Source organism: Micromonospora sp. NPDC048868 (genome assembly GCF_043198195.1).
GTDB lineage: Bacteria > Actinomycetota > Actinomycetes > Mycobacteriales > Micromonosporaceae > Micromonospora > Micromonospora reichwaldensis.
On the sequence record NZ_JBICUN010000017.1, the window covers coordinates 56,911 to 72,290 of the forward strand.

Genomic DNA, 15,380 nt, shown 5'->3' on the forward strand with positions numbered 1-15,380 from the left:
TCACATGACCGTCGACCTGACCGCCGAACTGACCTCGGCCCGCATCCTCGCGATCATCCGCGGCACCGACACCGCCGCCGCGATCGCCGCCGGCACCGCGCTGCTCCAGGAGGGCGTACGCGTCGTCGAGGTGGCCCTGACCACGCCGGACGCCCTCGGGGCGATCGAGGCGCTGCGCGCGGCGGCCCCCGCCGGGGCGCTGGTCGGGGCCGGCACGGTGCTCACCACCGCCGACGTCGCCGACGTGGCCGCCGCGGGCGCGCAGTTCGTGGTGACGCCGGCCGTGGTCGAGTCGATCGCCGAGGCGGCGCGCCGCGGCCTCCCGGTGGCCGCCGGGGCGCTCACCCCGACCGAGGCCTACACCGCGGTGCGGATGGGGGCGTCGGTGGTCAAGCTCTTCCCGGCGTCGGTCGGCGGCCCGGCGTACCTCAGGGCGGTGCGCGACCCCTTCCCGGACATCCCGTTCGTCGCGGTCGGCGGCGTCGGCCGCGACGACGTGCCCGGCTACTTCCGGGCCGGCGCGATCGCGGTCGGCCTCGGCGGCCCCCTGGTCGGCGACGCCGCCTCCGGCGGCGACCTGGACGCCCTGCGGGCGCGGGCGCGCAGCTACCTCGCCACCGTGCGGGAGTCGACGCCGTCATGACCGCACCCGACCTGCTCACCGTCGGCGAGGCCCTGGTGTCGCTGCGCTCGTCCGGCCCGCTCGCCGCCGGGGGACCGCTGACCATGCACCTGGCCGGCGCCGAGTCCAACGTGGCCGTCGCGGTGGCCCGGCTGGGCCACCGGGCCGCCTGGGTCGGCCGGGTGGGCGCCGACGAGTTCGGCGAGTACGTGCTGCGCCAGCTGCGCGCCGAGGGCGTCGCCGTCGACGGCGTGACCCGCGACCCGGACCGGCCGACCGGCCTGATGTTCCTGGAGCGGCGCACCGCCGACCTGACCCGGGTGCAGTACCACCGGGCCGGATCGGCCGGCTCCGCCCTCAACGTCGACGACCTGCGGGCCCCGCTGGCGGTCGGCGCGCGGATGCTGCACCTGAGCGGCATCACCCCGGCGCTGTCCGACAGCGCCCGCGCGGCCACCCGGTGGGCGGCCGAGGCCGCCGTCGCCGCCGGCATCCCGGTCTGCCTCGACGTCAACCACCGCGACCGCCTCTGGTCGCGCGACACCGCCCGCGAGGTGCTCACCCCGCTGGCCGGGTACGCCTCGACCGTCGTCGCCTCCGCCGACGAGCTGGACCTCGTCGGCGACCCCGGGGCCGACGAGTCCACCGTCGTGGCGGACCTGCTGCGCCGCGGCGTGGACACGGTCCTGGTCAAGCTGGGCTCCGACGGCGCCCGCGCGCACACCCGCGAGGGGGTCCGGCGGGCCGAGGCGCTGACCGTGACCGCCGTCGACGCCGTCGGCGCCGGCGACGCGTTCACCGCCGGCTACCTGTCCGGCTGGTTCGACGGGCTCGACCTGGCCGGTCGGCTGCGCCGCGCGGCCACCCTCGGCGCCTTCGCGGTCTCCAGCCCCGGCGACTGGGAAGGGCTGCCGCGCCGCGCCGAACTGTCCCTCCTCGACGGCCACGAGGCCGGCGACGTCCTCCGCTGACCACCGAGCACCCCGAAGAAGAAAGGCACCCCGTGAAGATCGTCGCCGCTGACGTCATCGTCTCCAGCCCCGACCGCAACTTCGTCACCCTGAAGATCACCACGGAGGACGGCGTCACCGGCCTGGGCGACGGCACCCTCAACGGACGGGAACTCTCGGTCGCCTCGTACCTGCGCGACCACGTCGTTCCGCTGCTGATCGGCCGGGACGCGCACCGCATCGAGGACGCCTGGCAGTTCCTCTACCGCTCGGCGTACTGGCGTCGCGGGCCGGTCACCATGGCCGCCATCGCGGCGGTCGACGTGGCCCTGTGGGACATCAAGGCCAAGGCCGCCGGCATGCCGCTGTACCAGCTGCTGGGCGGGGCGTCGCGCACCGGGATCATGGCCTACGGCCACGCCTCCGGCCGGGACCTGCCCGAGCTGTTCGACTCGATCCGCCGGCACCTCGACGAGGGCTACCGCTCGATCCGGGTGCAGACCTCGGTGCCGGGCATCAACGCCGTGTACGGGGTCGCCAGCCAGCCCAGCGCCGACGGCAAGCGCTACGACTACGAGCCGGCGCAGCGCATCCCGCTGCCGGCCGAGGAGGACTGGGACACCCGCTCCTACCTGCGCCACCTGCCCGGCGTGTTCGAGGCGGTCCGCAACGAGTTCGGCCCGGAGCTGCCGCTGCTGCACGACGGCCACCACCGGATGACCCCCATCCAGGCCGCCAAGCTGGGCAAGGCCCTGGAGCCGTACGACCTGTTCTGGCTGGAGGACTGCACCCCGGCGGAGAACCAGGAGGCGCTGCGGCTGGTCCGCCAGCACACCACCACGCCGCTGGCGATCGGCGAGGTCTTCAACACCGTCTGGGACTACCAGACGCTCATCCGCGAGCAGCTCATCGACTACGTCCGCTCCGCCGTCACCCACACCGGCGGCATCACCGCCATGCGCAAACTGCTCGACTTCGCCGCCCAGTACCAGATCAAGTCCGGCATCCACGGCCCGACCGACATCTCGCCCGTCGGCATGGCCGCCGCCCTGCACCTGGACCTGGCCATCCACAACTTCGGCATCCAGGAGTACATGCGGCACGGGGCGCTCACCAACGAGGTGTTCCGGCAGTCGTTCACCTTCGTCGACGGCTACCTGCACCCCGGCGAGCAGCCCGGGCTCGGCGTCGAGCTGGACGAGGAGGCCGCCGCGAAGTTCCCGTACGTGCCGGCGTACCTGCCGTTCAACCGGCTCCAGGACGGCACCGTCCATGACTGGTGAGGGCGCGCCCCCGACGCGGCACGTGGTCGTGATGGGGGTGTCCGGCGCGGGCAAGACGACCGTGGCGCGGGGCATCGCCGCCCGTACCGGACTGGTCTTCGCCGAGGCGGACGAGTTCCACACGCCGGCGCACGTGGCGCAGATGCGCGCCGGCGTGCCGCTGGACGACGCCGCCCGCCTGCCCTGGCTGCGCGAGCTGGCCGGCTGGATGGCCGCCCGCGCCGCCGAGGGCGTGTCGACGGTGCTGGCCTGCTCGGCGCTGCGGCGGTCCTACCGCGACACGCTGCGGCAGGGGCCGCCGAGCGTCGAGTTCGTCCACCTGGACGGCGCCGCCGGGGTGATCCGGGAGCGGATGGCCCGGCGGGCCGGGCACTTCATGCCGCCGAGCCTGCTGGAGTCGCAGCTGGCCACCCTGGAGCAGCACCACCCCGACGAGTCGGTGCTGGTGCTCGACCTGTCGCTGACGCCTGACGAACTCGTCTCGGCGGCGGTCGACCGGCTCGGCCTGGCGCACGGCGTCGCCGCCAGCGGCTGAGCGCGTCCCGGTCGCGGTGCCCAGGCGCCGCGACCGGGCGTCAGTCGGGCAGCGCGTCGAGGTAGACCCAGCGGCCGTCCTCGCGGACGAACCGGCTGCGCTCGCTCTGCGTGCCCGGCTGGCCGCCGGCGCGGTGGTGGGCCCGGAACTCGACCGTGCCGGTGGCGTCGAGCAGCCCGCCCCGGTCGGTGTCGACGATCTCCAGGCCCGTCCAGCGCTGGCCGGGGTCGAGGTCGAGGGTGCCCGGCCGGGTCGAGGAGTGCCAGCTGCGCAGCAGGTACGCGGTGTCGCCGACGGCGAAGGCGCTGTACCGCGAGCGCATCAGCGCCTCGGCGGTCGCCGCGTCCGCCTCGCCCCGGTGCAGCCGCCCGCAACATCCGGCGTACGGCTGGCCGACGCCGCAGGGGCAGGGCCGGTCACGGTCGTCGGCCGCCCGCCGGCGGGATCGCTTCGCCACCGGCCCATTCTGGCCGACGCCGCGGCGCGACCGGCGTCCGGACCCCGCCGGGCGTCGTGGTGTCGGCTCAGCCGGCGCTCGTGCGGGGCGCCCGTCGGGTGCCGAACGACTCCATGGTCGTCGCCTTGCGGGCCGGGGCCTTCGTGGCCGCGCCGGCGCGGGTCGCGGCGGCCTTCGTCGCCTTCTTCGCGGGCGCCTTCTTCGCGGGCGCGGCGGTGGCGGGCGCCTTGCGGGCGCGGGCCGGGGTCGCCGTGGCCGAGGTGTCCTTCTTCCGGGCCGCGCGGGCGGTCGTCGGCGTGGGCTTCCCGCCCGGGGACCTGGCCGCGGTCGCCCCGGTGGCCCGCTTCGTGGCCGTCGCCACCTTCTTCGCCGCCGTCGCCCGCTTCATCGGGGCCTTGCGCGCCCCGGTGGCCTTCCTGGCCCGTCCTGCGTCCGCCATCGTCGCTCCCTCGGGAATCGGCCCTGGGCGCTGGGTCTTCCCCCGGCCCCGGCGGTCAAACGCCGCCGAGTCGGCGTGGCGGGGCAGCGGCCCCGCCCCGCCGGCTGGGCGGATCACACCCCGGCCACCGGTTTGTACGCGCAGACCACCTCCCAGCCGCCGGGCAGCACGGCCACCCGGTCGAAGCCGACCTCCTTGAGCAGGCCGGTGTAGAACTCGACCTCCCGCAGCCGGCTGACGCAGCTGTCGACCCCGATGAGGAAGTAGCTCCAGAAGAACTGCATCGCCAGCCGGTCCGGGGTGCGGAACTCCTCGCAGATCACCAGCAGCCCGCCCGGTTCGAGGGCCGCGTACGCCTTCTCGACCAGCTGGCGGGCGACGTCGTTGGGCCAGTCGTGCAGCACCCGGACGAACGCCATGGCGTCGTAGCCCGTGGGCAGCGGCTCGGCGAAGAAGTCGCCGCCGACGAAACCCAGCCGGTCGGCATGCCCCGTACGCGCCCGGGTGGCCGCCACCAGTGGCGCCACGGCCGGCAGGTTGTACACGTCGGCCCGCAGCCCCGGGGCGTCGTCGAGGACGTGCGCGGCGAGCGTGCCGTCGCCCCCGCCGACGTCCAGCAGTCGGCGCCGGTCCGGCCACAGCCGGTCGGCGTTGCGGTGCACCGTCTCGATCACCGGGCCGAGACCGACGGCCATGCTGCGCTCGAAGTCGGCGGTCTGCTCGTCGGTCTTCGGGGGCCAGGCGAAGTCGTCGTCGCTCATGCTCACCTCGCCCCGCAGGCTCTCGGCCAGCCGACCGTGTAGCCGCCGCCAGGGGTAGCGGTCCCGGTCGCGTTCGACGGCGCCGGGGCCGACGACCGCCGTGACGGCGTCCCGGAGGCCGGGCACCGCGCGGTACGTGGCCGTCGTGATGTCGTCGCCCGGCTCGCTGCGCTCGACGACGCCGAGGCTCTCCAGGCAGTCGAGGAACTTGTAGAGCCGTAGGGGCCGTACGCCGAACCGGGCGGCCAGCTCGCCGAGGCTCGCCGGCCCGGGCTCCAGCGCGTCGAGCAGTCCCATGCCGAGCGCGGTCTCCAGCACGTCCATGGCCTTGGGCCCGTTGGCGAGCAGACTCATCAGCGCCCGGGGGGACAGCGTGACCTTCACCGTTTCAGCTCCTCTTCCAGGGCGTCCATGAACGTGTCGATCTCGTCGAGGGTGTTGTAGACGTGCGGGCCGACCCGCAGGTGGCCCCGCCAGCTGCAGACCATGTCGCGCGCGACCAGCCGCCGCTTGACGGCCTCGCCGTCGGCGACGTCCAGGCAGACGACGCCGCCGCGCCGGTGCGGGTCCGTCGGGCTGACCACGTCGATGCCGGCCGCCGCGGCCCGGTCCAGGACCCGTTGGGTGCAGGCGAGCGAGTGCCGGCGGATCGCGTCGACGCCCACCCCGGCCAGCAGGTCCAGGCCGACCTGGGAGACCAGCGAGGTGAGGGGGAACGGGGTGCCGCCGGCGAACCGCCGGGCCCCGTCGGCCCAGCCGGTCGACGGCTGGAACGTGAACGCCCGGTCGCCGGCCTGCCAGCCGGTGGCCGCCGGTTCCAGCTCCGGGACCAGGCCCGGGCGGACGTAGAGGAAGGCGGTGCCGACCCCGCACAGCCACTTGTGCGCGCCGCCGAGGACCACGTCGACGCCGAGCGCCGTCACGTCCAGCGGCATCACCCCGACGCTCTGGAAGGCGTCGACCACCACCAGGGCGCCGACGTCGTGGGCGCGCCGCACCAGCCGGTGCAGGTCGATGGTGGCGCCGGAGGAGAAGCTGGCGTGCGGGACGCACACCAGCAGCGTGCGTTCGTCGACGCGCGCCTCGAGGGCGTCCTCGTCGAACCACGGGCCGCCCGAGCCGACCACGTCGAGTCGGGCGCCGTAGCGGCGGAACGCGTTCCAGATGAACGGCACGGTCGGGTACTCGAGGTCGGTGGTGACGATCCGGTCGCGCGGCGGGCGGTAGTCGAAACAGGACGCCACCCGGGCGAGCAGTGTGCTGAGGTTCGCGTCCGTGACGACGCTGCCCGCCGGCGCGCCGATGAGGGCGGCGACCGAGTCGGCGTACCGGTCGAGGCCGACGTGCCAGCCTTGCCAGACCTCGTCGCGCCAACTCCGCAGCGTCTCCCAGTAGCCGGTGAGGACGTGTTCCGCCCCTCTGGGCACCGCGCCGGTGGAGTTGTTGTTGAGATAGACGGCGCTCTGGAGCAGGGGGAACTCGGCGCGCAGGGCGGCGTGCGCGGTGGCGTCGAGGCACTCGGGCACGTGCGCGTCGGGGTGCGGTTCGGGCGGGCTCACTCGGGGCTGCCTCCGGTCGGTTCGGTCGGGGACGGGGATCGGGAGTCGTCGGCGACGGAGGTGAAGACCGGGATGGACCGGACGGCGGCCAGGTAGGGCGTGCCCTCCGTGTAGCCGGTGCCGGGGCGGGGGCCGAGCATCCGGGTCGCCAGCCGGTGGTGCGTACGCCGCCACTGGACGACCGCAGCGGCGAACGACCGCATCTCCTCCTCGACCCGCTCGCCGCCGGGCGCGGCGAGCAGGCCGTCGCGTACGGCGGCCCGGAACGCGTCGTCGACCGACGGCCGCCCGGCGTGCACCCGGTCGCGGACCTCCGGTACCTGGTGGTAGGCGGCCGAGTCCAACCGCGACCCCTCCGGGGTACGGCACAGCGACTCCATCAGCTTGTAGGAGCGCGACTGGATGGCGCTCGCCCCCTCGGTGAACTCCCGGAACGTCCGGAACGCCTCCGCCTGCATGGTGGCCAGCAGCGAGAACAGCGGTCCGGCGGCGGTGAGCTGCTCGCGGGCGTACGCCAGCCGCTCGGCCGCCGGCCCCGCCTGGCCGGCGGACAGGGCGGCGACGGTGGCGCGCAGCTCGTCGGCGATCCCCGCGAAGAGGCACTCGTACGCCTGGAGCACCCGGATGAACAGGTACTCGTCGTGTGTCACGTGGACCGGCAGCATGCTCAGCCGCAGCACCAGCTCCCCGGTGGGATCCGGGTCGGCGGCGAGGGCCCGCAGCTCGTCCGGGGTCGCCACCGCCTCCCGGTGGGGGACCGTGCCGGCCAGGCCCATCCGGACGAGAGCGGGGGACGCGGCCCGTACGCCGAGCCGGTAGCGCTTGGCCACCACGTCCCGGCTCGGGCGCCGCTCGGGCAGCAGGTCGGTGGTGCCGGAGGCGGCGGTCAGCTCGAAGGCCAGCGCGTCGGCGACCAGGCGGACGAGGAGCCGGTCCCGGTCCCGCCGGGCACCGAGCGGGTCGGCGGCCGGCCCGTCGTCGACGTCGTCCCCGCAGGGCAGCCGGAGCAGCCGCAGCGCCAGGTAACTGCGGTAGTCGTACCGGCCGTCCCACTTGTCGAGCGCGGCGTCGAGGAAGTCACCCAGCAACCGGGCGTGGGCATCCCGCGCGGCCGCCGGCACCGTCGACTGCGCGCGGGCCTGGTCGAGCAGGGCCAGCAGTTCCTTGTCGACGAAGTGTTTGCCGACCCGGTGAAACTCCGCCAGCACGGCGGAGTATGGGAAACTGTCGGGCTCACCGGCACCGGACAGCCAACTCGTCAGTTCACGCACGAACCGCACCTCGACATTTCGGTCGCCACGCAGACAGGTGGGGAGGGATTGACAATTTCTGGTGGACGAGGATTGTCAGGGACGACCGACAGGTGATTCGTCACCGGATTCGTCGGTGGGCTTCAGGCGGGCCCGCCACAGTTCGGGGAAGAACCGGTACCCGACGAGCTTGGCGAGCATCGTCGCCTCGGCGCCGTCCGGGGCGTGGCCCCCGACGCGCAGGGCGATCTGGTAGTGCCGCGTCCGCCACAGCGACACCCGTTCGTCCCACTCGACGAGCGCCTCGGCGAGCCGCTGGACGGGGTTCGCCGGATCCGGCCGGCCCAGTGTGGCCGGGTCGATCCCCTGGGCTTCCAGCTGCTCGGCGAACGCCCGGCCGAGCTGTCGGCTCGTGGCCTGGACCTGCCGCCAGCCGGGCGACTCCGCGCCGGATCCCTTGCCCAGCGCCGGTTGCATGGCCTGGAAGTCGGCCGGGGACAGGTGCCGGAACATCTCCAGCTGGTCGGTGACCAGCCGGATTCCGAGCGTCGCCCGGGCCAGCAGCGACTCGGTCACCGCCAGCTCGCCGGCGCGCAGCCGGGTGACCGCCTCGGCCAGCTCGGCGGCGGCGAGTTTCAGCCACAACTCGGTGGACTGGTGCACCACCTGGAAGAGCAGCTCGTCGCGGTGGAGCATCTCCTCCGGACGCCGTTGCAGGTCGAGCAGCGTGTCCAGCCGCATGTAGCGCGCATAGTCCGTGGCGCCGTCGCCAGGCAGCACAGGTGAGTGGTCCCGCTTCACGGAATTGTGTCCCCTTCGGTCGGCGTCGCCGCATCGGAAACCGACGGTGCGACAGCGCGTGCGGCGGCCATTATGCAACGACGAAAGGCAATGTGTCACGCCCCTGTCGCGCACCGTGTCCCTTTTCGGAAAGGGGAGGGTTTCCGCCATTTTCGGCGACATTCACGAGGCGGTTTGTTAGCACATTCGGTCGACATTCGTCAATCGTGGTGAACGGCTGACCCGTCACACCGGCGGGTGGGTGCGGGGTTGGGTCGACGGTTCCCGTCGGGCGGGGCACGAGAAAGCCGCCGCCGTGCCGGGGTGTCCCGGTACGGCGGCGGCTGGCGGTGGCGCGGCGGAGTCCACCGCCCACCGCGAGGGGCTCACCAGGCCGACGGTGGCGGTGGCGGCACGACCGGCGGCCGGTCGTCGCAGGTGATGGTGTTCGGCAGTTGCCACGGGGCCAGCCAACCGCCGTCGTTGCCGCCCAGGTCGGTGAGGGCGAACTCCGAGCCGGTCGCCGGGAAGTTGAACGACCCGCAGTTGTTGACGCCGACGGCGCCGACGTTGCGGGCGTCGACGTTGCGCAACGAGGCCGACCCCGCCGCCCGGGCGCTCAGCACGGAGGTGCCCGTGCCGTCGACCCGGATGTCCTGCAACCGGACGCCGGTGATGGAGTGGAGGTCCTTCACGGGCCAGTCGCTGACCAGCATGATGGCGTTGTACGTGTTGTCGAGGTAGCTGTCCCCGATGACCTCGATCCGCGCGTCGATGTCCCGGTCCAGCGCGTAGAACCAGATGGCCCCCAGCCCGATCTTCCAGTTCAGCTCGTACGTGCCGGCGCGGGCGGTGGTGTTGCCGGTGATCAGCAGCCGCCCGGTGAACGGCTCCGCGCCGAAGCGGGAGCCGACCTGGATCGCGCTGCCCTCGCGCACCGGGTCGGCGACCAGGTTGTGCGACACGGTGAGGTCGGTGCCGCCGTAGAGGGCGATGCCGTTGGCCAGCACCGGCGACTGCACGGTGTTGTGGTCGAAGCGGTTGCGGGCGTTGCCGATCTTCTCCGACCACATCGCGAGCCCGTCGTCGCCGCTGTTGCGGACGAAGGTGTGGGCGACCAGCGAGTCGGTGACGCCGGTGTGGAAGTTGAGCCCGTCCGCGATCTGGTCGACGATGATCGTGTTGGTGACCCGCACGTTGCTCATCGGCCCGTCGAACCAGATGCCCACCTTCGTGTGGCGCAGGTGCAGCCCGTCGATCGTGGAGTCGCTCATCGCGCCACCGATCGCGTTGACCTGGTCGGTGTCGATGCGCTCGCGCACGTCGCCCTCGATGGCGAAGCCGGAGAGGTGCACGTTGCGACTGCCGCCCTCGGCGGCGGTCCTGCCGTAGAAGCCGACGCCGGTGTGCACCGAGCCGTCCGGCGCGGGCGTGGGCAGCGCGACCTCGCGTCCCTTGACGATCGTGTACCAGCTGCCGGCGCCCTCGATCGTCACGTCGTCGACGATGATGTGCCGGTTGACCTGGTACGTGCCGGGCGGCAGGTAGACGGGCACGTCCGCCCGCCGGGCGAAGGCGATGGCCCGATCCAGGGCGGGGGCGGAGTCGCGGCGGCCGGTCGGGTCGGCGCCGAAGGCCAGCACGTTCGCCGCGCGCAGCCGCACACGTGGCGGGCCGACGAGCTCGGAGTCCAGCAGGTCGATCACCGTCCACGCCGCGTTGCTGCCGGCCGGCGCGGTGAGCCGGACCCGGTCGCCCGCCCGGTACGTCCGGCCGAGCAGCAGCCGCTGCTCGTCGTAGAAGTGGCTGGGGCGGAACGGGGTGGGGATGCTCGGGTACGGCGTGGTGGCCGCCGGCACGCACGAGCACTCGGTGATCCACCAGTCCGGGTGCAGCAGGCCGGCGGTCGGGTCGTTGGAGAACGGGTACTGGTTGTAGAGCCAGGCGTACTGCGAGGTGAGGGTCATCGTCCGGATCCGCCGGTCGTTGACCGCCACGTCCAGCGGGGCGGTGATGCCGCCGCCCTGCGGGGCGTCGGGGATGCTGTAGCGCACGGTGATCGCGTTGGCCGCGCGGGGCAGGACGAATTCGACGTACCGGCCGGGGGTCAGCCGGACCGCGCGGCGGCCGGAGGCCTCGGCGGGCAGCGTGTAGGCGGTGCGGTCGGGGCCGATGACCTCGCCGTCCGTGGTCGCGTTCTCCGCCTCCTGCTCGACGAAGGCGACGTCGGCACCGCGCCCGGCGACGAGTTGCGGGTCAAGGCCGGCCCTGGTCACCACCGGTGCGGTGCCGGCGGGCGGGGCGGCGGTGGCCGGGCCGGGCGCGCCGGCCAGGACGCCGAGGGCGGTCGCGAGCGCGACGGTGGCGGCGACCGCCGCCCGGGGCCGTCGCCGTGACGACGGTCCGGGCAGCGGAGATCTGCTCAGGGGCATGGCGTGACTCTTCTCGTGGTGGGACGGGTCCGGCGGTGCGGCCGGCAGTGACCGCCGCTACGCGGCGTACACCTCAAGCTGGGACAGCTGCGCCGCGGGCCAGCCGGTGTTGCCGGTGACGCGGATCCGCACGTACCGGCCGGGCGTCCCCGGGGCGGCGATCGTCACCCGGTTGCCGGCGGCCGGATCGAAGACGTGGGCGGCGGACGCGACGGCGGTGCTCCAGGCGGTGCCGTCCGGGCTCGTCTCGACCGCGATCGTCTGCGTGCGTCGCTGCCAGGCTGCGGCGGGCGGGAGCCGGAGCACGACCTGTCCGACGGGGACGGTCGCGCCGAGGTCGACGCGCACCCACTGCGGGAAGGCGTTGCCGGCGCTCTCCCAGTAGGTGTTCGCGTCGCCGTCGACGACGTTGGCGCAGCCGTAGGTCTGCACGTGGCTGCTCTCCGTGACCGGCCGGCCCCGGGCGAGGTCGGCTCCGGGCGCCGGCGCGGTGGTCGCCGACACGGTGGCCGAGGGTGCCGACTGCGTGCCGGAGCCGTCCACCGCGACGACCGTGAAGGTGTACGCGGTCTGGGGCGTCAGCCCGCCGACGGTGGCGGACGTGCCGGGAACGGACGCCACGGTCTGCCCGTCGCGGCGCACCTGGTAGCCGGTCACGCCGTCGGGATCGGTCGACGCCGTCCAGGCCAGCGACACGCTCGTCGAGGTCCGGCCGGTCACCGTGAGGCCGCCCGGCGGGTTGGGCGGGGTGGGCGTCCCGGTCGCCGCGTACACCTTGACCTGAGCGAGTTGGGCCGCCGGCCAGGCGGTGTTGCCGGTGACGGTGACCCGAACGTGCCGGGCGGCGGTGGACGGCACGGTGAGGGTAGCGGTGTTGCCGGTCGCCGGGTCGAAGCGGACCCCGACCGGCCCGGTGAGCGTCGTGAAATTCGTGCCGTCGGTGCTGCCCTGCACCGTCACCGTCTGGGTGCGCGCCTCCCAGCCGGCGGGCACGGCGAGGACGATCCGGGCCAGCGGGTGGCTCGCGCCCAGGTCGACCCGCCACCACTGGGGGAAGGCGCCGTTGGCGGACTCCCAGTAGCTGTTCGGATCGGCGTCGACGGCGTTGCCGGCGGCGAACGCGCCGTTCTGGCTGCTCGCCGACGCCGGCCGGCCGGCGGCGAGGTCGCCGCCGGGCTGCGGGCCGCCGCCGACGACGGGCGGCGTCGGCCGTACGGGGGTCAGGGCGAGCTGCCCCTTGAACATCCGGCCGCCGTCGGCGGTGATCCGCAGGTAGTAGTCGGCGGAGCAGGCGGTGCCGTCCTCGTCCAGCGCCCGGATGCCCGCCCCCGCCGGAGTCGTCGCCTGCGTCTCGCTGGTCTTGGCGATCTGGTTGCCCTCGTTGTACTCGTCGAACATGGAGACGTAGAGGCCCTGGGCGCCCAGCCGGGTCATGTTGTAGAGGTGACGCCAGTAGAAGTCGCCGTGGCGGCGGTGCCCGGCCGACAGGTCGCCCGGCATCACACAGGGCTGGTAGTCGATGCCGTGCGCGGCGCAGTCGGCCAGGTCGGGGACGTTGACGTTGGTGTGGAACCAGTCGAGCCCGTCGAGGGTGCCGGTGCGGCCGACCATCCACGGCGAGAGCATGTGGAACGCGTGGTAGACGTCCGAGAAGCCCGGCCGGGAGTCGTTGACGCCCTGCCGCCAGTAGGTCGGCACGCCGCCGATGACGTAGCAGCCCTGGGCCTTGAACCAGTTGACCACGTCGAGGCAGGCGGCCGGCGCGAACGGGCGGCCGTCGTCGTTGAAGCCGAATCCCCAGACGCAGACCACCGGCCGGCCGTTCTGCCGCGCGTACGCCGGTGAGGCGGTGTGCGCGGACATCCGATCGAGCCAGTCCTGCTTGATCTGGGACTGCATCGCCGTCCAGCCGGTGACGTCGTACATGACGTAGAACTTGCGGCCGAAGCGTTCCGCCGCGCCACGGACCTTGACCGCCATGGCGTCGCGGGTCGGCCCCTCGTCGCCGAACGGGTTGAACCGTTGCAGAGCGGCGGTGTCGCAGCCGTGCTCCTGCATCCAGCGGAAGTGGGTGTCGACGGTCTGCTGGTCGTAGGAGGAGAAGAGCTGCGCCGGCTGGCCGTTGCCGAGCGGCGGGTACGCGGTGGTGTAGCCGCGGGCGTACTCCCGCATGTCGGGCCAGGAGACGATCGTGGTGTTGGCCGGGGAGGGCGACTGGAACCGGTCGCGGCTCCAGTGCCACCAGCCGCCGATCGGCGCGCCGTCACCCGGGCAGCTGAACCAGCCCTGGTAGCCGACCGAGACCTTGCCGACGACGTCGCCCGGCGGGCTGGCCGCGTACGCCGTGCCGCGCAGGGCGGAGACCAGGTCGGTGGGGGAGACGGCGGCGAGCGCCGAACCGGCGGCGAGGGATCCGATGAGTTTCCGACGGGACACCGCCATGGCCGTCTTCCTTCCGGTCGCGGAAAGGTATCGATGGCCATGGTGCAGTAGGCGACTCCACAATGCAAGAGCGAGACCAGGCAATGAAAGAACACGACCGGGCACGGAAATTTGTCAGATGGGGGCGGGTCGGGAACCCCTTCCGGCCCGCCCCCACCGCGGCGTCACTCCCTGAGCAGCGGCAGCACCCGGCGGCCGAGCAGGTCGACGCCACCGGCCGGGGTCAGCCCGTGCGGGGTGCCGAACTCCACCCGGGTGGCCCCGGCGTCGAACACCGCCGCGGCCTGCGCCGCGACATGTTCGGGCGTGCCGGAGAAGGCGAACAGGTCGAGCAGGTCCCCGCCGATCAGCGCGCCGGCGAGGTCGTGCTCCTGGCGGGCGACGTGCTGCTGGATCCGCGCCAGCAGCTCCGGGTCGATGTCGACGTTCGGGTCGAGGGCGGCGACCACGGCGAGGTACATGGCGACCTCGGTGCGGGCCACCCGGCGGGCCAGGGCGCCGTCCTCGTCCACCACGGTGACCGCACCGATCACCACACCCACCTGGTCCCGGCCGGCGGGCGTGGCCTCGTCCAGCCAGGCGCGCATCGTCTTGGCCATCGCCGGGTTGGCCGACCCGCCGACCTTGATCTCCGAGGCGAAGGCGGCGGCCGTCCGGGCGGTCTGCTGACCCCACGTCCCGACCAGGACCGGCACGTCGGCGCGGACCGGGGCGTAGCGCAGCGCCGTGCCGGGCGCCACGGTGAACTCCCGGCCCGCGAAGCCGCCCTCGTCGCGGGAGAGCAGCAGTCGCACCACGTCGACCGTCTCGGTGATCCGGCGCAGCGGCCGGGCCTGCGGCACCCCGATCTGGTCGAGCCAGGTGCCCCGGGCCAGCCCGAGGTAGGCCCGCCCGTCCGACGCCAGGTCCAGGGCGGCGACCTGCCCGGCGATCTCCACCGGGTGCATGGTGAACGGGTTCAGGCAGGCCGACCCGAGCCGGATCCGCCGGGTGTGCCGCGCGGCCACCAGCAGCGGGAAGATCGGCGGCTGGTACATCAGGTCGCCGAAGACCGACAGCACGTCGAAGCCGTGCCGTTCGGCGAGTTCGGCCAGTGCGGCGTACTCGTCGGCGCTCTTGTCGGACTGCAGTCCGATGCCGACGAGTCGGCGTCCGTCGTCGGTGCTCACGTCAGGTCTCCAGTGGGAATCTGCCGCCGGGCGGTCCGTTCGATGCGCATGATGACCCGCTCGTCCGGGTCCGGGCAGGCCACGTGACTGTCCCGGGCCAGCCAGTCCTCCGGCGGCAGCGGCCGCTGCTTGGCCGGCAGCAGCGGCAGGCACGCGGCGAGGGCGTAGAGGCAGAAGTGCTTGCCCGTCGGGATGCTGAGCCGGTTCGACTCGGTCAGGTCGATGTAGTCACCCGGCCGCAGGCCGCAGACGGACCGGCCCTCGATCCGCTCCACCACGACCCGCAGGTCGTAGAGGTCGGTGACCGGTTCCTCGGCGCTCATCGGACCGCCTCCGCGTGGTGGTGCACGATCCGCCAGCCCCGCTCGTCGCGGCGCAGCACGTCCGTGACCCGGAAACAGTCGTCCGGCTGCCCGCCCGCGTACCGGGCCCGCAGGACGTAGCGGACCAGGCCGGTGTCGTCCCACGACTCGACCCGGAACTGCTCGGGTGCGACCGAGGTGGGGGGCGCGGCCGGGCCCCGGTCCGCCGCCCGGCGGTCCCGCAGGTCGTCCAGGGCGGCCAGCCCGTCCAGCAGCTCGGGCGCGTCGGACTCCCAGATCGTCAGGTCGGGGTGCAGGCGGGCGTCGAACGCCGACCGGTCGCCCAACGACCGGTACATGTCGGTGATGGCGGCGGTGAGATCGTCAACGGTCATCGGG

The 15,380-nt window shown here is 73.7% G+C and carries 15 protein-coding genes; 4 read left to right on the plus strand and 11 right to left on the minus strand.

Going from position 1 to position 15,380, the window contains the following annotated elements:
- Window positions 1-4 precede the first annotated feature (4 nt).
- Genes ACGFNF_RS23550 through ACGFNF_RS23565 form a run of 4 tightly spaced genes read left to right on the plus strand, consistent with a single transcriptional unit; the run spans window position 5 to window position 3,390 of the window.
- The gene (locus ACGFNF_RS23550) at window positions 5-643 is read left to right on the plus strand and encodes a bifunctional 4-hydroxy-2-oxoglutarate aldolase/2-dehydro-3-deoxy-phosphogluconate aldolase (RefSeq protein WP_393170639.1); all 639 of its coding nucleotides are present in this window, start codon (window positions 5-7) and stop codon (window positions 641-643) included.
- On the plus strand, window positions 640-1,593 hold the full coding sequence (locus tag ACGFNF_RS23555; protein ID WP_393170641.1) for a sugar kinase: 954 nt from the start codon (window positions 640-642) through the stop codon (window positions 1,591-1,593). Before ACGFNF_RS23550 ends, ACGFNF_RS23555 begins: the two co-directional genes overlap by 4 nt.
- On the plus strand, window positions 1,590-2,855 hold the full coding sequence (gene manD / locus ACGFNF_RS23560) for a D-mannonate dehydratase ManD (RefSeq protein WP_357580752.1): 1,266 nt from the start codon (window positions 1,590-1,592) through the stop codon (window positions 2,853-2,855). The genes ACGFNF_RS23555 and manD overlap by 4 nt, the downstream gene beginning before the upstream one ends.
- Window positions 2,845-3,390, plus strand: a complete 546-nt coding sequence (locus ACGFNF_RS23565; RefSeq protein ID WP_393170643.1) for a gluconokinase — start codon at window positions 2,845-2,847, stop codon at window positions 3,388-3,390. The genes manD and ACGFNF_RS23565 overlap by 11 nt, the downstream gene beginning before the upstream one ends.
- 40 nt (window positions 3,391-3,430) lie before the next feature.
- On the opposite strand, the gene ACGFNF_RS23570 is transcribed toward ACGFNF_RS23565, so the two are convergent.
- The 11 genes from ACGFNF_RS23570 to ACGFNF_RS23620 form a co-directional block, all read right to left on the minus strand.
- The gene (locus ACGFNF_RS23570; RefSeq protein ID WP_393170646.1) at window positions 3,431-3,847 is read right to left on the minus strand and encodes a YchJ family protein; all 417 of its coding nucleotides are present in this window, start codon (window positions 3,845-3,847) and stop codon (window positions 3,431-3,433) included.
- Window positions 3,848-3,914: 67 nt separating this feature from the next.
- On the minus strand, window positions 3,915-4,286 hold the full coding sequence (locus ACGFNF_RS23575; RefSeq protein ID WP_393170648.1) for a hypothetical protein: 372 nt from the start codon (window positions 4,284-4,286) through the stop codon (window positions 3,915-3,917).
- Window positions 4,287-4,399: 113 nt separating this feature from the next.
- Window positions 4,400-5,431 (minus strand): methyltransferase, encoded by a 1,032-nt coding sequence (locus tag ACGFNF_RS23580; RefSeq protein ID WP_393170650.1) that lies wholly within the window; start codon window positions 5,429-5,431, stop codon window positions 4,400-4,402.
- Complete coding sequence (locus ACGFNF_RS23585; RefSeq protein WP_393170652.1) at window positions 5,428-6,606, minus strand: aminotransferase class V-fold PLP-dependent enzyme; 1,179 nt, start codon at window positions 6,604-6,606, stop codon at window positions 5,428-5,430. Before ACGFNF_RS23585 ends, ACGFNF_RS23580 begins: the two co-directional genes overlap by 4 nt.
- Entirely contained in the window at window positions 6,603-7,877 is a 1,275-nt protein-coding gene (locus tag ACGFNF_RS23590) for a tryptophan 2,3-dioxygenase family protein (protein WP_393170654.1), read from the minus strand. Before ACGFNF_RS23590 ends, ACGFNF_RS23585 begins: the two co-directional genes overlap by 4 nt.
- A 75-nt stretch (window positions 7,878-7,952) precedes the next feature.
- Complete coding sequence (locus ACGFNF_RS23595; protein ID WP_393170656.1) at window positions 7,953-8,657, minus strand: tryptophan 2,3-dioxygenase family protein; 705 nt, start codon at window positions 8,655-8,657, stop codon at window positions 7,953-7,955.
- Window positions 8,658-9,022: 365 nt separating this feature from the next.
- The gene (locus tag ACGFNF_RS23600) at window positions 9,023-11,068 is read right to left on the minus strand and encodes a glycosyl hydrolase family 28-related protein (RefSeq protein ID WP_393170658.1); all 2,046 of its coding nucleotides are present in this window, start codon (window positions 11,066-11,068) and stop codon (window positions 9,023-9,025) included.
- A 57-nt stretch (window positions 11,069-11,125) separates the two neighbouring features.
- Window positions 11,126-13,510, minus strand: coding sequence for a discoidin domain-containing protein (locus ACGFNF_RS23605; protein ID WP_393170660.1), 2,385 nt, complete (start codon window positions 13,508-13,510; stop codon window positions 11,126-11,128).
- A 164-nt stretch (window positions 13,511-13,674) separates the two neighbouring features.
- Window positions 13,675-14,679, minus strand: coding sequence for an LLM class flavin-dependent oxidoreductase (locus ACGFNF_RS23610; RefSeq protein ID WP_393170662.1), 1,005 nt, complete (start codon window positions 14,677-14,679; stop codon window positions 13,675-13,677).
- Window positions 14,676-15,002, minus strand: coding sequence for a TIGR04076 family protein (locus ACGFNF_RS23615; RefSeq protein ID WP_151453650.1), 327 nt, complete (start codon window positions 15,000-15,002; stop codon window positions 14,676-14,678). The genes ACGFNF_RS23610 and ACGFNF_RS23615 overlap by 4 nt, the downstream gene beginning before the upstream one ends.
- Complete coding sequence (locus ACGFNF_RS23620; protein ID WP_132239597.1) at window positions 14,999-15,376, minus strand: nuclear transport factor 2 family protein; 378 nt, start codon at window positions 15,374-15,376, stop codon at window positions 14,999-15,001. The genes ACGFNF_RS23615 and ACGFNF_RS23620 overlap by 4 nt, the downstream gene beginning before the upstream one ends.
- Between the last annotated feature and the right edge of the window lie 4 nt (window positions 15,377-15,380).